Source organism: Gilvibacter sp., assembly GCF_965601605.1.
Lineage (GTDB): Bacteria > Bacteroidota > Bacteroidia > Flavobacteriales > Flavobacteriaceae > Gilvibacter.
In genome coordinates this window covers 93,484-112,487 of the sequence record NZ_CBFCWJ010000024.1, presented here as the reverse complement: position 1 = coordinate 112,487, position 19,004 = coordinate 93,484, and the positions used below count along the sequence as shown (strand labels likewise).

The following is a 19,004-nucleotide window of genomic DNA, read 5'->3' as shown; positions in this document are numbered from 1 at the left end:
TCCGAGCGCAGAAATATGACTATTTTCGGGATTGATATGGCCAAAACCAAAACAGCATTTTTTTGTCAGAATTGTGGCGCCCAATACGCCAAGTGGCAAGGGCAGTGTAACTCCTGTAAACAGTGGAACACCATTAATGAAGAGGTGATTCAAAAGGCCGATAAATCAAAATCCTGGGAAGCGGAAACCATCAGCAGTAAACGCGCGCCCAAACCTGTGAAGATTTCGGAGATCTCCTTAGAAGCTCAAAAACGAATTGCCACGGGGAATATGGAATTGGATCGTGTTTTAGGAGGCGGATTGGTTCCAGGATCATTAGTCCTTTTGGGTGGAGAACCTGGTATTGGTAAAAGTACGCTCATGCTTCAAGTTGCATTGCAACTCAAGGCCAAGACCTTATATGTATCCGGAGAAGAAAGTGCTCAGCAAATTAAAATGCGAGCTTCCCGCTTAGCTGAAAACACCGATCATTGTCTCATCCTGACCGAAACACAAACCCAACAGATCTTTAGACATATTGGGGAAGTACAACCAGAGATATTAGTGATTGATTCGGTACAAACCATACATACCAATCACATAGAAAGTGGTGCAGGGAGTATTTCACAGATTAGAGAAAGCACCTCAGAATTACTTCAATTTGCCAAAGAGACCAATACTCCCGTAATTCTAATTGGACACATTACTAAGGACGGGAATATAGCAGGGCCAAAGATCTTGGAGCACATGGTGGACACCGTGCTACAATTTGAAGGGGATAGAAATCATGTATACCGCTTGCTTAGAGCCCATAAGAACCGTTTCGGATCTACTAATGAGCTTGGGATTTTTGAAATGCAAAGCACAGGATTGCGTGAAGTGACCAATCCATCTGAGATCCTATTATCACAATTCACTGAACCCATGAGCGGTACCGCAGTAGCCGCTACTCTGGAAGGCATGCGACCTTTATTGATTGAAGTTCAAGCCTTAGTGAGCAGCGCTGTCTATGGCACTCCACAAAGGTCTGCAACCGGCTTTAATGTGAAAAGACTCAATATGCTCTTGGCGGTTTTAGAAAAAAGAGCCGGATTCAAACTAGGGGCAAAAGATGTGTTTTTAAACATAACTGGCGGTATTCGAGTGGAAGATCCCGCTTTAGACCTAGCACTCGCCGCTGCTATCTTGTCATCCAATGTTGATATTGCTATAGACCGATCGCAATGTTTTGCTGCCGAGGTGGGATTATCTGGAGAGGTCAGAGCAGTCACTCGCATTGAACAACGCATATCCGAAGCACAAAAACTCGGCTTTGAACGGATCGTCATTTCAGATCAGAACAAGGTCAATTCCGGGGACTATTCCATTGAAGTCCTGTCCATCTCAAAAGTTGGAGACTTAGTCAAAATATTGTTCGGTTAAGTACTTTATCCTACTAAAAAGTGTCGTTCGTCGATGTTTTAATGCATTTTGACGACATTTTTGTGCGATTAATCTGTAATTTTTCGTTAAATAAATTTCTAGACTTTATTTTCGGGACCTGACTTTTCAATCCTCAACCATGAAAAAACTGCTTCCCCCAGCATTGTTTTTATTGTTGTCTGTGACCGCTTTTGCCCAAGTGAAAGTAGGAGACAACCCTAATGTAATCAATGACAGCTCTCTACTTGAGTTAGAAAGCAGCGACCGAGTTTTGGTCGTTACGCGTATTACAACGTCTGAAATGAATGCCATTGCACCATTGAACGGTGCATTGGTCTACAATACAGACGAAGACTGTTTGTATCAATTCAACAACGACTCCTGGAACAGTTTATGTACCATGTTGCCCGATGAGACCAATACCACTTTGGTCAATAATAATGACGGTACATACACCTACACCAACGAGGAAGGCACATCAACTATAATTACCAATGCTACCTTGGTAGATAATGGGGATGGCACTTTCACCTTTAATAATGGTGATGGTGCTCCCGTGACTATAGATCTGAGTAGTGTAGAGACCTTAACTATACTTGAAGATCTTGGAGATGGTACCATTAAGTATACGGATGAAGCAGGAACGGACACACTGATTGACCTTGCAACCATTATTACCCAACACGAGACCGTAACTGTTGCGGCCTACGATGGAACAACCGGTGAGTTGACCTACACCAATGAAGCTGGAGAAGTATTTATTATAAACCTTCGCGAGCTCATTGACAATAATGAAACCCTGACTACCCTAACCGATCACGGTGATGGCACCATAACTTATACCGATGAAGATGGTGTTGATACGGTCATCAATATAAATACCATTGTCGGGAATGCTGAAACCGTAACTATAGCCGACTACAACGGAACAACCGGTGAACTTTCTTATGTAAATGAAGCAGGTGATATCTTCACCTTAAACCTAAGAGAGCTCATTGATAATAATGAGACCCTCACCACCCTAACTGATAACGGTGACGGAACCCTTACCTATACCGATGAGGATGGAGTAGATACGGTAATTGACTTAGGGACCATTGTTGGAAATGCTGAGACCGTAACTGTAGCTGCCTATGATGGAACCACGGGTGAACTTACCTATACCAATGAAGCTGGTGATATCTTCACCCTAAACCTAAGAGAGCTCATTGACAACAACGAAACGCTAACTACTTTAAGCGATAACGGAGACGGTACTTTGACCTATACCGATGAGGATGGAGCGGATACGGTAATTGACTTAGGGACCATTGTTGGAAATGCTGAGACCGTAACTGTAGCTGCCTATGATGGAACCACGGGTGAACTTACCTATACCAATGAAGCTGGTGATATCTTCACCCTAAACCTAAGAGAGCTCATTGACAACAACGAAACGCTAACTACTTTAAGCGATAACGGAGACGGTACTTTGACCTATACCGATGAGGATGGAGCGGATACGGTAATCGATCTTGCGACCATCATCGACAATTATGAAACGGTAACAATCGTTGACTTTGACGGAACCACAGGTATTTTGACTTATACCGATGAGAACGGGGATGACACTACTTTCAACGTACTGGCCGCCATCGATAACTTTGAGACGCTAACTACTTTAAGCGATAACGGCGACGGTACTTTGACCTATACCGATGAAGACGGAGCGGATACGGTAATTGATCTTGCTACAATCATTGATAACTATGAAACCGTCACTGTTGTAGCCTTTGACGGTACTACAGGTTTGTTGACCTATACCGATGAAAATGGCGATGATACTACTTTCAACGTACTGGCCGCCATCGATAACTTTGAGACGCTAACTACTTTAAGCGATAATGGAGACGGAACACTTACCTATACGGATGAAGATGGAGCGGATACGGTAATCGATCTTGCGACCATCATCGACAATTATGAAACGGTAACAATCGTTGACTTTGACGGAACCACAGGTTTGTTGACTTATACGGATGAGAACGGGGATGACACTACTTTCAACGTACTGGCCGCAATCGACAACTTCGAAACGCTGACAACTTTAAGCGATAACGGTGATGGAACACTTACCTATACGGATGAAGACGGCGCAGATACGGTAATTGATCTTGCGACCATCATCGACAATTATGAAACGGTAACAATCGTTGACTTTGACGGAACCACAGGTATTTTGACTTATACCGATGAGAACGGGGATGACACTACCTTCAATGTGTTTGCTGCCATCGATAACTTTGAGACGCTAACTACTTTAAGCGATAACGGTGATGGAACACTTACCTATACGGATGAAGACGGCGCAGATACAGTAATTGATCTAGCAACAATCATCGATAACTACGAGACCGTAACTGTCGTAGCCTTTGACGGAACCACAGGTATTTTGACTTACACCGATGAGAACGGGGATGACACTACTTTTAATCTCCTTGCCGCGATCGACAACTTTGAAACCTTAACTACTCTTTCTGATAACGGAGACGGAACACTTACCTATACTGATGAAGATGGAGCGGATACGGTAATTGACCTGGCAACGATCATCGACAATTATGAAACAGTTACAGTTGTTGACTTTGACGGAACTACTGGTTTGTTGACCTATACCGACGAGAACGGTGATGACACTACTTTCAACGTACTTGCTGCAATCGACAACTTTGAAACCTTAACTACCCTTTCTGATAACGGAGACGGAACACTTACCTATACGGATGAAGACGGCGCGGATACAGTAATTGACCTGGCAACGATCATCGATAACTACGAGACCGTAACTGTTGTTGACTTTGACGGAACTACTGGTTTGTTGACCTATACCGATGAGAACGGGGATGACACTACGTTCAACGTACTTGCAGCGATCGACAATTTTGAGACGCTAACTACCCTTTCTGATAACGGAGACGGAACCCTTACCTATACTGATGAAGACGGCGCAGATACAGTAATTGATCTAGCAACAATCATCGATAACTACGAGACCGTAACTGTTGTTGCTTTTGACGGAACCACAGGTTTGTTGACTTATACGGATGAGAACGGTGATGACACTACTTTCAACGTACTGGCCGCAATCGACAACTTCGAAACGCTGACAACTTTAAGCGATAACGGAGACGGAACCCTTACCTATACTGATGAAGACGGAGCGGATACGGTAATTGATCTTGCGACCATCATCGACAATTATGAAACGGTAACAGTCGTTGACTTTGACGGAACTACAGGCCTTCTGACTTATACTGACGAGAACGGGGATGACACTACTTTCAACGTACTGGCCGCCATCGATAACTTTGAGACGCTAACTACTTTAAGCGATAACGGTGATGGAACACTTACCTATACGGATGAAGACGGTGCAGATACGGTAATTGATCTAGCAACGATCATCGACAATTATGAAACCGTAACTGTTGTTGCCTTTGACGGAACTACAGGTCTTTTGACCTATACCGACGAGAACGGGGATGACACTACTTTCAACGTACTGGCCGCAATCGACAACTTCGAAACGCTGACAACTTTAAGCGATAACGGTGATGGAACACTTACCTATACGGATGAAGACGGCGCAGATACAGTAATTGATCTAGCAACAATCATCGATAACTATGAGACGGTAACTGTTGTTGACTTTGACGGAACTACTGGTTTGTTGACTTATACTGACGAGAACGGGGATGACACTACTTTCAATGTACTTGCCGCGATCGACAACTTCGAAACGCTGACTACGTTAAGCGACAACGGTGATGGAACTTTGACCTATACCGATGAAGATGGAGCGGATACAGTAATTGACTTGGCAACGATCATCGATAACTACGAAACCGTAACAGTCGTTGACTTTGACGGAACCACAGGTATTTTGACTTATACCGATGAGAACGGTGATGACACTACATTCAACGTACTGGCCGCCATCGACAACTTTGAGACACTGACTACCCTTTCTGATAACGGAGACGGTACTTTGACTTATACCGATGAAGACGGAGCAGATACTGTAATTGATCTAGCTACGATCATTGATAACTACGAGACAGTTACCGACTTAGAGTTCAATCCGACCACTGGAATTTTAACTTATACTGATGAAAATGGAGTCACCACTGACTTAGATATCGTTGGGGCTGTTGACGGATCAGAAACTATTTTAGTCGATGGTCAGAATACTACTGTCAACGGAACTGGGACAGCCGCAGACCCTTACAGTGTAGATGTTCCAGACAATTTAGACAACGATTCAACTAACGAATTCAACACCGGAATCGCTTTTGATGGAACCACCCTTACCGTAACTGACGCAGGTGGCGATCAGTCTATCGATATCTCAGGAGTAAGTACTGATGACCAGGAGATCTCAACCGATGGAACCGCTGGTAATATTGAGATCGAAGATGGAAATACCATCACACTTAATGTGGATGATGCGGATGCCGATGCAACGAACGAATTCAACACCGGAATCGCTTTTGATGGCACCACACTAACCGTTACTGACGGAGGTGGCGATCAGTCTATCGATATCTCAGGAGTAAGTACTGATGACCAGGAGATCTCAACCGATGGAACCGCTGGTAATATTGAGATCGAAGATGGAAATACCATCACACTTAATGTGGATGATGCGGATGCTGATGCGACCAACGAATTTAACACAGGTATCGCTTTTGATGGAACCACACTGACCGTAACTGACGGCGGTGGTGATCAGACTATCGATATCTCTGGTGTTAGCACTGACGATCAGGAAATCTCTACAGACGGAACGGCTGGTAATATCGAGATCGAGGATGGTAATACCATTACTTTGAATGTAGACGATGCGGATGCCGACGCGACAAACGAATTTAACACCGGTATCGCGTTTGATGGAACGACTCTAACCGTTACTGACGGTGGTGGCGATCAGTCTATCGATATCTCAGGAGTAAGTACTGATGACCAGGAGATCTCAACCAACGGAACTGCTGGTAATATCGAGATTGAAGATGGTAACACCATTACTTTGAACGTAGACGATGCCGATGCCGATGCGACAAACGAATTTAACACCGGAATCGCCTTTGATGGAACTACTCTTACCGTTACTGACGGCGGTGGAGATCAATCCATCGACATCTCAGGAGTGAGTACGGACGACCAGGAAATCTCTACAGACGGTACTGCCGGTAATATCGAGATCGAAGATGGAAATACTATCACTTTGAACGTGGATGATGCCGATGCCGATGCGACGAACGAATTCAACACAGGTATTGCTTTTGATGGAACCACACTTACCGTTACTGACGGTGGTGGAGATCAGTCTATCGACATCTCAGGGGTAAGTACTGACGACCAGGAAATTTCAACTGATGGAACGGCTGGTAATATCGAGATCGAAGACGGAAACACCATTACTTTAAACGTAGATGATGCGGATGCCGATGCAACGAACGAATTCAACACCGGAATCGCTTTTGACGGAACTACTCTTACTGTAACTGACGGCGGCGGAGATCAGTCTATCGACATCTCAGGCGTAAGTACTGACGACCAGGAAATTTCAACTGATGGAACGGCTGGTAATATCGAAATCGAAGATGGAAATACCATTACTTTAAACGTTGATGATGCGGATGCCGATGCAACGAACGAATTCAACACCGGAATCGCTTTTGACGGAACCACACTGACCGTTACTGACGGAGGTGGCGATCAGTCTATCGATATCTCAGGAGTAAGTACTGATGACCAGGAGATCTCAACCGATGGAACCGCTGGTAATATTGAGATCGAAGATGGAAATACCATCACACTTAATGTGGATGATGCGGATGCGGATGCGACCAACGAATTCAACACCGGAATCGCTTTTGATGGGACTACTTTGACTGTTACTGACGGTGGCGGAGATCAATCTATCGACATCTCTGGAGTGAGTACTGATGATCAGGAGATCTCAACTGATGGTACGGCTGGTAATATCGAAATCGAGGATGGAAACTCCATCACCCTTAATGTAGACGATGCCGATGCGGATGCAACGAACGAATTCAACACAGGTATTGCTTTTGATGGAACTACTCTTACTGTAACTGACGGCGGCGGAGATCAGTCTATCGACATCTCTGGTGTTAGCACGGACGACCAGGAAATTTCAACTGATGGAACGGCCGGTAATATTGAGATCGAAGATGGAAATACCATTACTTTAAACGTTGATGATGCGGATGCCGATGCAACGAACGAATTCAACACCGGAATCGCTTTTGATGGCACCACACTAACCGTTACTGACGGAGGTGGCGATCAGTCTATCGATATCTCAGGAGTAAGTACTGATGACCAGGAGATCTCAACCGATGGAACCGCTGGTAATATTGAGATCGAAGATGGAAATACCATCACACTTAATGTGGATGATGCGGATGCCGATGCAACGAACGAATTCAACACCGGAATCGCTTTTGATGGCACCACACTAACCGTTACTGACGGAGGTGGCGATCAGTCTATCGATATCTCAGGAGTAAGTACTGATGACCAGGAGATCTCAACCGATGGAACCGCTGGTAATATTGAGATCGAAGATGGAAATACCATCACACTTAATGTGGATGATGCGGATGCTGATGCGACCAACGAATTTAACACAGGTATCGCTTTTGATGGAACCACACTGACCGTAACTGACGGCGGTGGTGATCAGACTATCGATATCTCTGGTGTTAGCACGGACGATCAGGAAATCTCTACAGACGGAACGGCTGGTAATATCGAGATCGAGGATGGTAATACCATTACTTTGAATGTAGACGATGCGGATGCCGACGCGACAAACGAATTTAACACCGGTATCGCGTTTGATGGAACGACTCTAACCGTTACTGACGGTGGTGGCGATCAGTCTATCGATATCTCAGGAGTAAGTACTGATGACCAGGAGATCTCAACCAACGGAACTGCTGGTAATATCGAGATTGAAGATGGTAACACCATTACTTTGAACGTAGACGATGCCGATGCCGATGCGACAAACGAATTTAACACCGGAATCGCCTTTGATGGAACTACTCTTACCGTTACTGACGGCGGTGGAGATCAATCCATCGACATCTCAGGAGTGAGTACGGACGACCAGGAAATCTCTACAGACGGTACTGCCGGTAATATCGAGATCGAAGATGGAAATACTATCACTTTGAACGTGGATGATGCCGATGCCGATGCAACGAACGAATTCAACACCGGAATCGCTTTTGATGGCACTACTCTTACCGTTACTGACGGCGGTGGAGATCAATCTATCGACATCTCAGGAGTAAGTACTGACGATCAGGAAATCTCTACAGACGGTACTGCCGGTAATATCGAGATTGAAGATGGTAACACCATTACTTTGAACGTAGACGATGCCGATGCCGATGCGACAAACGAATTTAACACCGGAATCGCCTTTGATGGAACTACTCTTACCGTTACTGACGGCGGTGGAGATCAGTCTATCGATATCTCTGGAGTAAGTACTGATGATCAGGAAATCTCTACAGACGGTACTGCGGGTAATATCGAAATCGAAGATGGAAACACCATCACGCTTAATGTAGACGATGCCGATGCCGATGCAACAAACGAATTCAACACTGGAATCGCATTTGATGGAACCACTCTTACTGTAACTGACGGTGGTGGCGATCAGTCCATCGACATCTCAGGTGTTAGCACCGATGATCAGGAAATTTCAACTGATGGTACTGCTGGTAATATCGAAATCGAAGATGGAAACACCATTACTTTGAACGTAGATGATGCGGATGCGGATGCCACGAACGAATTCAACACAGGTATTGCCTTTGACGGAACTACCCTGACCGTAACTGACGGTGGCGGTGATCAGACTATTGATATCTCTGGTGTTAGCACGGACGATCAAGAGATCTCTACAGATGGAACCGCCGGTAATATTGAGATAGAGGATGGAAATACCATCACACTTAATGTGGATGATGCGGATGCGGATGCCACGAACGAATTCAACACCGGAATTGCCTTTGATGGAACCACACTAACCGTTACTGACGGAGGTGGCGATCAGTCTATCGACATCTCAGGTGTGAGCACGGACGACCAGGAAATCTCTACAGACGGAACCGCTGGTAATATCGAGATCGAAGATGGAAACACCATTACTTTGAACGTAGATGATGCGGATGCCGATGCAACTAACGAATTCAACACTGGGATCGCATTTGACGGAACTACCCTTACTGTAACTGACGGCGGTGGTGATCAGTCTATCGACATCTCAGGCGTAAGCACGGACGATCAGGAGATCTCAACTGATGGAACAGCTGGTAATATCGAGATCGAAGATGGAAACACCATTACTTTGAACGTAGATGATGCGGATGCGGATGCAACGAACGAATTCAACACTGGAATCGCTTTTGATGGCACTACTCTTACCGTTACTGACGGCGGTGGAGATCAATCTATCGACATCTCAGGAGTAAGTACTGACGATCAGGAAATCTCTACAGACGGAACGGCTGGTAATATTGAGATTGAAGATGGGAACACCATCACCCTTAATGTAGACGATGCGGATGCCGATGCAACAAACGAGTTTAACACCGGAATCGCTTTTGATGGCACTACTCTTACCGTTACTGACGGCGGTGGAGATCAATCCATCGACATCTCAGGAGTGAGTACGGACGACCAGGAAATCTCTACAGACGGTACTGCCGGTAATATCGAGATTGAAGATGGTAACACCATTACTTTGAACGTAGACGATGCCGATGCCGATGCGACAAACGAATTTAACACCGGAATCGCCTTTGATGGAACTACTCTTACCGTTACTGACGGCGGTGGAGATCAATCCATCGACATCTCAGGAGTGAGTACGGACGACCAGGAAATCTCTACAGACGGTACTGCCGGTAATATCGAGATTGAAGATGGTAACACCATTACTTTGAACGTAGACGATGCCGATGCCGATGCGACAAACGAATTTAACACCGGAATCGCCTTTGATGGAACTACTCTTACCGTTACTGACGGCGGTGGAGATCAATCCATCGACATCTCAGGAGTGAGTACGGACGACCAGGAAATCTCTACAGACGGTACTGCCGGTAATATCGAGATCGAAGATGGAAATACTATCACTTTGAACGTGGATGATGCCGATGCCGATGCAACGAACGAATTCAACACCGGAATCGCTTTTGATGGCACTACCCTTACCGTTACTGACGGTGGCGGAGATCAGTCTATCGATATCTCTGGAGTAAGTACTGATGATCAGGAAATCTCTACAGACGGTACTGCGGGTAATATCGAAATCGAGGATGGGAACACCATCACACTTAACGTAGATGATGCGGATGCGGATGCGACCAACGAGTTTAACACTGGAATCGCATTTGATGGAACCACTCTTACTGTAACTGACGGCGGAGGTGATCAATCCATCGATATCTCAGGCGTAAGCACGGACGATCAAGAAATTTCAACTGATGGTACTGCAGGTAATATCGAAATCGAAGATGGAAACACCATTACATTAAACGTGGATGATGCTGATGCGGATGCGACCAACGAGTTTAACACTGGAATCGCATTTGATGGAACCACTCTTACTGTAACTGACGGCGGAGGTGATCAATCCATCGATATCTCAGGCGTAAGCACGGACGATCAAGAAATTTCAACTGATGGTACTGCAGGTAATATCGAAATCGAAGATGGAAACACCATTACATTAAACGTGGATGATGCTGATGCGGATGCGACCAACGAGTTTAACACTGGAATCGCATTTGATGGCACTACCCTTACCGTTACTGACGGTGGAGGTGATCAGTCTATCGACATCTCTGGAGTAAGTACGGACGATCAGGAAATCTCAACCGACGGAACTGCAGGTAATATTGAAATCGAGGATGGGAACACCATTACTCTAAACGTTGATGATGCCGATGCCGATGCAACAAACGAATTGCAAACCATCACCTCAACAGACGGTTCGGTTACAGTTACTGCATCTGGGAATGATTATGATCTATCCGTTACTCCAGCTGATGATGGACCAACTGTTTACACAGGAATGTTTATCATCTCTGCTTCTGGTACAACTACAGTAGACGGCCTACCCTTTGAGCCTTCTCAAGTGACTTTTGTAGCACACGCAAACATAGAAAGCCTGGATATTGACACTGACAATGGAGTTGGAAACAACGCACGTGGTATTAGCAATTCCTTCGGAACCATGAACGGGTTTGCTCGTAACGATTCCGGAGGCATTACGCAACAAGTAATCTATGTTGGTGGAAGTGGTAATTCGATCAACGACATCTCTAGATTCTCATCGAGCTCAAACTGTATTGGTTTACGCTATGGGAATCAAAATGGTGACTCTCTTGGTAAGATCACTGCTAGCCTCTCAACATTTAACACTGACGGGTTTGACTTGACGGTAACCTATACCTTAGGAACGGTAACAGCAAGTAGTGGAAACCCAGTGAACAATGTACAACCCACAGACATCAATAGCGAAAGCGTAGTTGTCTTGTTCACCGCTTACAAATAAGAGCCATGCGTAGTTTATATATACTTTTATTAAGCACTGCGCTTGGGTTTGCCCAAGATGGCTTTCATAATTTTGGTAATGTGAAGGTGCATGAAGAAGCCGCTATTGGATTTCACACCGATGTGATCAACGACGGAAATTTTGATGACAATCCTGGCTTTGCTGGATTCTACCATCAAGACCGCACTTTACAGGTCTCCGGTTTCAACCCAGTGATCTTCAATACAGTGGAAGTTGATGTACTCAACGACCTTTCTTTACAAGTTAACCTCGGTATTGCAGAACTGCTGGAGTTTACCAATGGACGCATTCTCACGCCTAGAGACACGCCTGGAATAAGCTTGGATTTTGGCCCAGACAGCGTCTATTTAGGAGAATCTGATGAGAACCATATTGACGGTTATTCTACATACACGGGTGATCTTGATTTTGTATTTCCTGTTGGAGATGATTTTAAGCTGAGAAGTTTACGTGTAAGCCCTGAAGAATTCACCACTACGGTTTATCGAGCGGCCTACTTTTTTGAAGATCCGAACTTCCCAACAACGCTCAGCGGCAACTTTGACACAGACAATTTTGTTCCGAGTTTGGCCGTGATCAACGTTGAGGAATATTGGGATTTGAATGCATCTACGGAAACAACCGCGACTTTAAGTTGGGATGATGAAAGTGGTGCGGATGCTATCGCAGCAGAAGTTGAGAATTTGCGTGTTGTAGGTTTTGATCCTTCTTTAGAAAAGTGGATTGACTTGGGTAACACCAATGTAAGCGGCGACCTCAATAACGGTACCATTACCTCAGAACCCTTCAAACCGGACAACTACGCGGCCTTGACCTTAGGTTCTGTTCAAAAGGCAGACGGTAGTGTGCTTGTTTATCAAGCGCTCTCCCCTAACGGTGATGGCTTGAACGACTTTCTAGTGATAGAAGGCGTAGAAGGATTACCGACAAATGAATTGGTTATATTCAATCGTTGGGGTGTTGAAGTATTCCGCAAAAGAAACTATGATAACTCTTTTGATGGAATCTCCCGCGGACGAACTACTTTGGGCAACCGCGGCGAACCACTACCTGTTGGAACCTATTATTACGTGTTTAAAATAGAAGGCCGAAAAGACCTTTCTGGATATATCTATATAACGTACTAAGCTGCAGGATTCGGCATTTTGCTATGTACCTCGTTGATGGCTCGGATAACCTCATCGGAAAGTTGAATATCGATACTTTCAATATTCTCCTTTAGCTGACTCAAACTAGTCGCACCAATGATGTTAGAGGTCATAAACGGTCTATCGTTTACAAATGCAAGCGCCATTTGGGTTAGGCTCATTCCGTGTTGTTCTGCAATGTTTTTGTACTCTTGAGTTGCTGCTAGAGAAGCGTCTCCATTGTATCGGTTGTAATTAGGAAACAAGGTAACTCGAGCTCCTGCTGGCATGGCTCCATTCAAATATTTCCCAGACAACACTCCAAAGGCCAATGGCGAATACGCCAAATAACCAATGTCTTCCATTTGCAAAACTTCAGAGAGGCCAATCTCATCTCTGCGCTGCAGTAAACTGTAAGCATTCTGAGTAGAGACAATTTTGAGTTTGCCCTTGCGGTGCTCTTCCATATAGCGCATCAATCCAAAGGGTGTTTCGTTACTCACGGCGATATGTCTGATCTTCCCAGACTTTACATGCCCTTCCAATCGATCTAAGATCTCTCCAATATTGTCTTCCCAACGCGCATTGGGCGTGTGGTTGTAATCGCGAACTCCAAAGATATTGACCGCTCTTTCCGGCCAATGGAGTTGATAGAGGTCGATATAATCCGTCTTTAAACGCATCAAAGATTTATGTAAGGCGTCCTCTAAAGCATCCGCAGAAAAACCAAGATTGGGTCGAATATGTTTAAAAGTAGGACTCGGCCCGGCAATCTTGGTAGCCAAGATCACTTGATCACGATTCCCGCGCTCGGCGAACCAATTACCAATGATGGTCTCTGTGCTTCCCTGAGTTTCTGCTCGGCCCGGCACGGAATACATCTCCGCAGTATCAATGAAGTTAACACCCATATCCAAGGCCATATCCATCTGTGCAAAACCTTCTTCTTGGGAATTTTGCTCCCCCCAGGTCATGCTGCCAAGGCAAATTTTACTCACTTCAATTCCAGTTCCAGGAAGTTCTTTATATCTCATTCAATATCTTTTTAAAATTTAAAATACAAGCTCCACCATATGCGGACAGTGATCACTGTGCACCGCTTCTGATAAAATCACAGCCCGTTTAATATTCTCTTTCAAGGGTTCTGAAACCAGATTGTAGTCAATACGCCAGCCCTTGTTATTGGCTCTTGAATTGGCGCGATAGCTCCACCAGGTATAGTTATGCGGTTCTTTATTGAGGTGTCTGAATGAATCTACAAAGCCGCTTTTCATAAAAGCATCCAGCCACGCGCGTTCTTCTGGCAAGAACCCAGAAACCTTTTTGTTGCGCACCGGATCGTGGATATCAATGGCTTCGTGACAGATGTTGTAGTCCCCTCCAATCACCAAGTTGGGAACTTCTTGTCGCAACCCATCAATATAGGCTTTAAAATCATCCATATACTTGAACTTAAATCCAAGACGGGCATCATTGGTTCCGCTAGGCAAATAAAGACTCATCACAGAAACATCCTCAAAATCCACACGCAGGTTACGCCCTTCACTATCCATATAATCGATCCCGGTTCCATAGACCACATTCTTGGGCTCTTCTTTGCAAAGCACCGCTACTCCACTGTAGCCTTTCTTTTCTGCACTGAACCAATAGTGATAGGGATAACCCGCAGCTTCTATAGCAGCAGTGTCTACCTGCTCTTGCATGGCCTTGGTTTCTTGGATTAAAAACACATCCGGATTCGCAGCTTGCAACCAGTCCGTAAGACCTTTGTTCATAGCTGCTCGGATACCGTTGACGTTATAGGAGATGATCTTCATAAAATAAGTTGTTATCGCCAGCGCAGAAGAGCGACTATCCTTGAAAAATAGTCCGGCTGGCCAATATGCTAAGTTAAGACAGTATTGTACATTTACTGAAGCAGTAAGTCATAAATTTTCATTAACAAATCAACAAAATAATTCCAGTTCCTTTCAGTTTTATATATAGCTTGATTAAATGCCTTAGGGTGCGCCAAACTATACTTGTAATCGTACTGCTGATCTGCCAGGGAACTTTTGCCCAGGACGGCTTGCGTCGTAGTATCCGTGTGGCAAAAAGTGACAGTGTTGCCGTTGATTCTGTGAGTATAAACCCAAGTTATTTTGAGGTGTTTACTGCGGATGGAACTCGGCTAGATCTAACCGAATATGAAATAGACTTTACTCGCGCCACCCTGCGATTCAACAGCAGCGTTCAAACAGACAGTATTGAGATCAGATATCAACGCTATCCAGAGTTTCTGACGCGCAGATACGCCAACCTGGACCCGAACTTGATTGTGAGTAGTTCGGGTAATATTGATCGATTATACAGCTTACAGCAGGCCACAACCCGGCGCAACAGCACGCCCTTTCAAGGCTTGAATGCTAACGGTAGTATAACCCGAGGCGTCACTATAGGGAACAATCAAAATGCCGTGGTTAATTCCGAATTGGATTTACAGATTACGGGACGTTTGAGTGAAAAGGTGTCCATTCGCGCCTCTATTCAAGATGCAAATATTCCTACTCAAGAGGGAGGTTACTCCCAAAATCTAGACGAGTTTGACCAGATCTTCGTAGAGCTTTACGGTAAGAATTGGAACATTCGCGCCGGAGATATCAATCTGAATCAAAGCGGAACCTATTTTGGAAATTTTACCAAAAAAATCCAAGGGATCTCCATTGGCGGAACACTAACTCACAAAGACAGCAGTGAGACTCATTTTGGAGTTGCTGGAGCCTTAGTTAGGGGAGTTTTTAGCAGAAGCACCTTTGCGGGACAAGAAGGCAACCAAGGACCCTATAAACTGGTTGGTCCAAACGGGGAATTGTTCATTTTGATCATTTCTGGCAGTGAGCGCGTCTTTGTGAACGGACTCCTTTTGGAGCGTGGAGAGAACAAAGACTACGTGATTGATTACAATGCCGGAGAGATTAGATTCAACCCTACATTCCCTATCAATGCGTCCATGCGGATCGTAGTGGAATACCAATTTACGGACAGAAACTACACCCGTTTTATCGGCTATGGAAACGGCGGTTATAAGAATGACAACTTTCAGATCAGCGCATATGCCTACAGCGAATCCGACGCTAAAAACCAGCCACTCCAACAGAATTTAACGGAAGAACAAGTAGGCGTGCTGCAAAATGCAGGAGACGATCTGAGCCTGATGAACGCACCTTCTGCAGTTCCCGATACCTTCTCAGAAAACAAGATTCTCTACAGAAGAGAAACCATTGCTGGCATTGAGGCTTTTGTGTTCTCAGACAATCCGGATGATGAGCTCTTCAATGTGCGTTTTTCATTTGTGGGAGCCAATAACGGGAACTACGTGATCCAATCAGAAAATACCATCAGCAGGATCTTTGAATTTGTGCCGCCCGTTGGAGGAGTGCCTCAGGGAGACTATGAACCTGTAGTGCCTTTGGTAGCTCCAACCCTACTGCAAGTTGGCGGGATTCACGGAAGCTATAGCCCTACTGAAAAGACGCAAATCGGTTTTGAACTCAGCGCCAGTAGAAACGACCGCAACCTCTTTTCCGATATTGATGACAACGATAATAATGGACTTGCCGCTCGAATCACCTTGGCCCAAGCTCTAGTGCGCAAAGACAGTCTGGCCACGCGCTTGGATGCCTTTGCCAATATCAACTACCTCCAAGAGGAATATCAGTCCATTGAGCGCTTGTTTAATGTGGAATTTACCCGAGACTGGAACTTGCTAATGCCCACAGGAGATCAAACCTATGCCATTGGGGGTCTTGAAGGAGCGTTAAAGAAATGGGGAGCTGCCCGTTACGAATTTCAATATTTAGATTTTGACGGAAGCTTTAACGGTTCACGCCACGTGCTGAATAGCAATCTACAACACAAAAACACTCAAGCCTTTATCAATGCGAGTGTTTTGAGTAGTTCTGGAGATAGTTTAAAGTCTGATTTTGCTCGTGTTTTTGTCAATACACGTCAAAATTTAGGAGCCTATTGGGTGGGTGGTAAGTTTAATTTTGAGGACAACCAACAACGAGCCACGCCCAACGATTCCCTCACTCCCTTGAGTCAAAAATTCACGGAATATCAAGCCTATGCGGGGGTTGGAGACTCTACCAAGGTCTATGTGGAGATTGGTTATATCAATCGCGTAACTGACAGTGTAGTGAGCAATCAATTACAACGTGTAGCCAGTGCAGAATCCTATTATGCAAAAACCAAGATCTTCAACACACAAGCTACGCAATTAAGCCTGATTGCCAATTACCGACGCACGCGCTTCGATCAGACTGACATGCCCGATGAACAAGTGCTCAATGGGCGTTTGAGTTACAATCAACGCCTATGGAAAGGTGCAGTAGTAGGGACCACGCTTTTCGAATCCAACAGCGGTGTGATTCCGCAGCAGGAATTCACTTATGTAGCCGTTGAACCTGGACAAGGAATCTATACTTGGAACGATTATAATGAGAACGGAATTCAGGAATTGGATGAATTTGAGATCGCACAATTTCAAGATGAAGCCGAATATGTACGCGTACTGCTACCCAATAGAACCTTTGTGCCCATCAACCAAAACGCTTTTAGTCAAAGCATCACCTTGCAACCCAAGCAATGGGCCAACAGTGAGAACAAGTTCAAAAAAATCCTTTCTCAGTTCTATAATCAAGCCTCTTATTTGATTGATCGCAGTGTGCGTAGAAATGAAGGTCGATTCAAGATCAACCCTTTTGAAGATGCTGGAGATGATCAATTAGGGCTTCAACTCAACTTTAAAAACGTGCTGTTCTTCAATCGCGGGAAACAACGTTATACCACAAGTTATACCTACCTCAGCACAGCAAACAAGAACTTACTGGCCACAGGATTGCAAGAAAATAGACTCAGTAGTCATCAGCTTAACTTCAATCATAAGATCGGAACTTTCTTTTTACTCAACGCGAGAAGCACTTGGTCTGACAGTGAGAGTTTGGCGGAAAACTTCCCCAGTAGAAATTTTGAAATTCAAACGGAAACCTACAACCCAAAACTTTCCTATTTGTGGAATAAGACCACGCGTCTGGACGTTGGCTACACCTTTACAGGCAAATCCAATGCCTTGGGAGAGGAGGCTCTTGACCAACATCGATTCACGGTGCTTTTCGCCTATAATAAGTCACAAAATTCATCCATTACCGCAGAATTCAATTATATCGATAACAGCTACAGCGGTAGCGCATTCTCTCCAGTGGCTTATCAAATTCTTGAAGGCCTACAACCGGGAACCAACTTTACTTGGAACCTTTTACTCCAACAAAAGATCACCAAATACCTAGATGCAAACCTTTCCTACTTTGGGAGAAAAAGTGAGCAAAGTAAAGCAATCCATACAGGCAGCGTGCAATTGAGAGCCTTTTTCTAGTTCGGTACGTTCTTTGTACTTTGCATTTGAAAACCACCGCATATGAAACCATTACTTGCGCTTTTTGCCTTAGCCTTTTGCCTATCTGCCTCTTGTAATTCAAGTCAGCAGGCTACAACTTCTGAGGCCGACAAAGCCGCTAAAACACAAATGATGACCGAAGCAGGATTTACCGCCGCCACTGTAATTGTACAACCTCAAGAAGCAGGTTGTCCTGTGGTGATCAAATTAGAAAACGAATACCTTGACCCTATTGACCTGAAGGAAGAATTCAAAGTAGATCAATTGGAAGTTTGGGTAAAATTCAGTCGCCTAAGACGTATGAACCGCTGTGATATGGCGGGTCCAGTCAGTATTTCTGAGATACAAAAAAAGGCGGAATAAAAATTCCGCCTTC

7 protein-coding genes are annotated in these 19,004 nt (G+C 44.8%); 5 read left to right on the top strand and 2 right to left on the bottom strand.

What is annotated here, in order from left to right; translation table 11 throughout:
* Positions 1-36: 36 nt before the first annotated feature.
* The 3 genes from radA (at position 37) to ACSLP7_RS06465 (ending at position 13,194) form a co-directional block, all read left to right on the top strand.
* A complete protein-coding gene (gene radA, locus ACSLP7_RS06475) occupies positions 37-1,401 on the top strand; it encodes a DNA repair protein RadA (protein ID WP_435578556.1) in 1,365 nt (454 codons plus the stop codon).
* Between the two features lie 139 nt (positions 1,402-1,540).
* On the top strand, positions 1,541-12,046 hold the full coding sequence (locus ACSLP7_RS06470) for a hypothetical protein (RefSeq protein WP_435578548.1): 10,506 nt from the start codon (positions 1,541-1,543) through the stop codon (positions 12,044-12,046).
* 5 nt (positions 12,047-12,051) lie between these two features.
* Positions 12,052-13,194, top strand: coding sequence for a gliding motility-associated C-terminal domain-containing protein (locus ACSLP7_RS06465; protein ID WP_435578547.1), 1,143 nt, complete (start codon positions 12,052-12,054; stop codon positions 13,192-13,194).
* Here ACSLP7_RS06465 and ACSLP7_RS06460 read toward each other — a convergent pair.
* Positions 13,191-14,228 (bottom strand): aldo/keto reductase, encoded by a 1,038-nt coding sequence (locus ACSLP7_RS06460; protein WP_435578546.1) that lies wholly within the window; start codon positions 14,226-14,228, stop codon positions 13,191-13,193. The two genes, ACSLP7_RS06465 and ACSLP7_RS06460, sit on opposite strands and share 4 nt — an antisense overlap.
* 18 nt (positions 14,229-14,246) lie before the next feature.
* The gene (locus ACSLP7_RS06455) at positions 14,247-15,011 is read right to left on the bottom strand and encodes an exodeoxyribonuclease III (RefSeq protein ID WP_435578545.1); all 765 of its coding nucleotides are present in this window, start codon (positions 15,009-15,011) and stop codon (positions 14,247-14,249) included.
* 188 nt (positions 15,012-15,199) lie between these two features.
* Here ACSLP7_RS06455 and ACSLP7_RS06450 point away from each other — a divergent pair, with 188 nt between their 5' ends.
* Together ACSLP7_RS06450 and ACSLP7_RS06445 are read left to right on the top strand one after the other, a co-directional pair.
* Entirely contained in the window at positions 15,200-18,607 is a 3,408-nt protein-coding gene (locus ACSLP7_RS06450) for a hypothetical protein (RefSeq protein ID WP_435578544.1), read from the top strand.
* Positions 18,608-18,649: 42 nt separating this feature from the next.
* Positions 18,650-18,991 (top strand): hypothetical protein, encoded by a 342-nt coding sequence (locus ACSLP7_RS06445; protein ID WP_435578543.1) that lies wholly within the window; start codon positions 18,650-18,652, stop codon positions 18,989-18,991.
* Positions 18,992-19,004 lie beyond the last annotated feature (13 nt).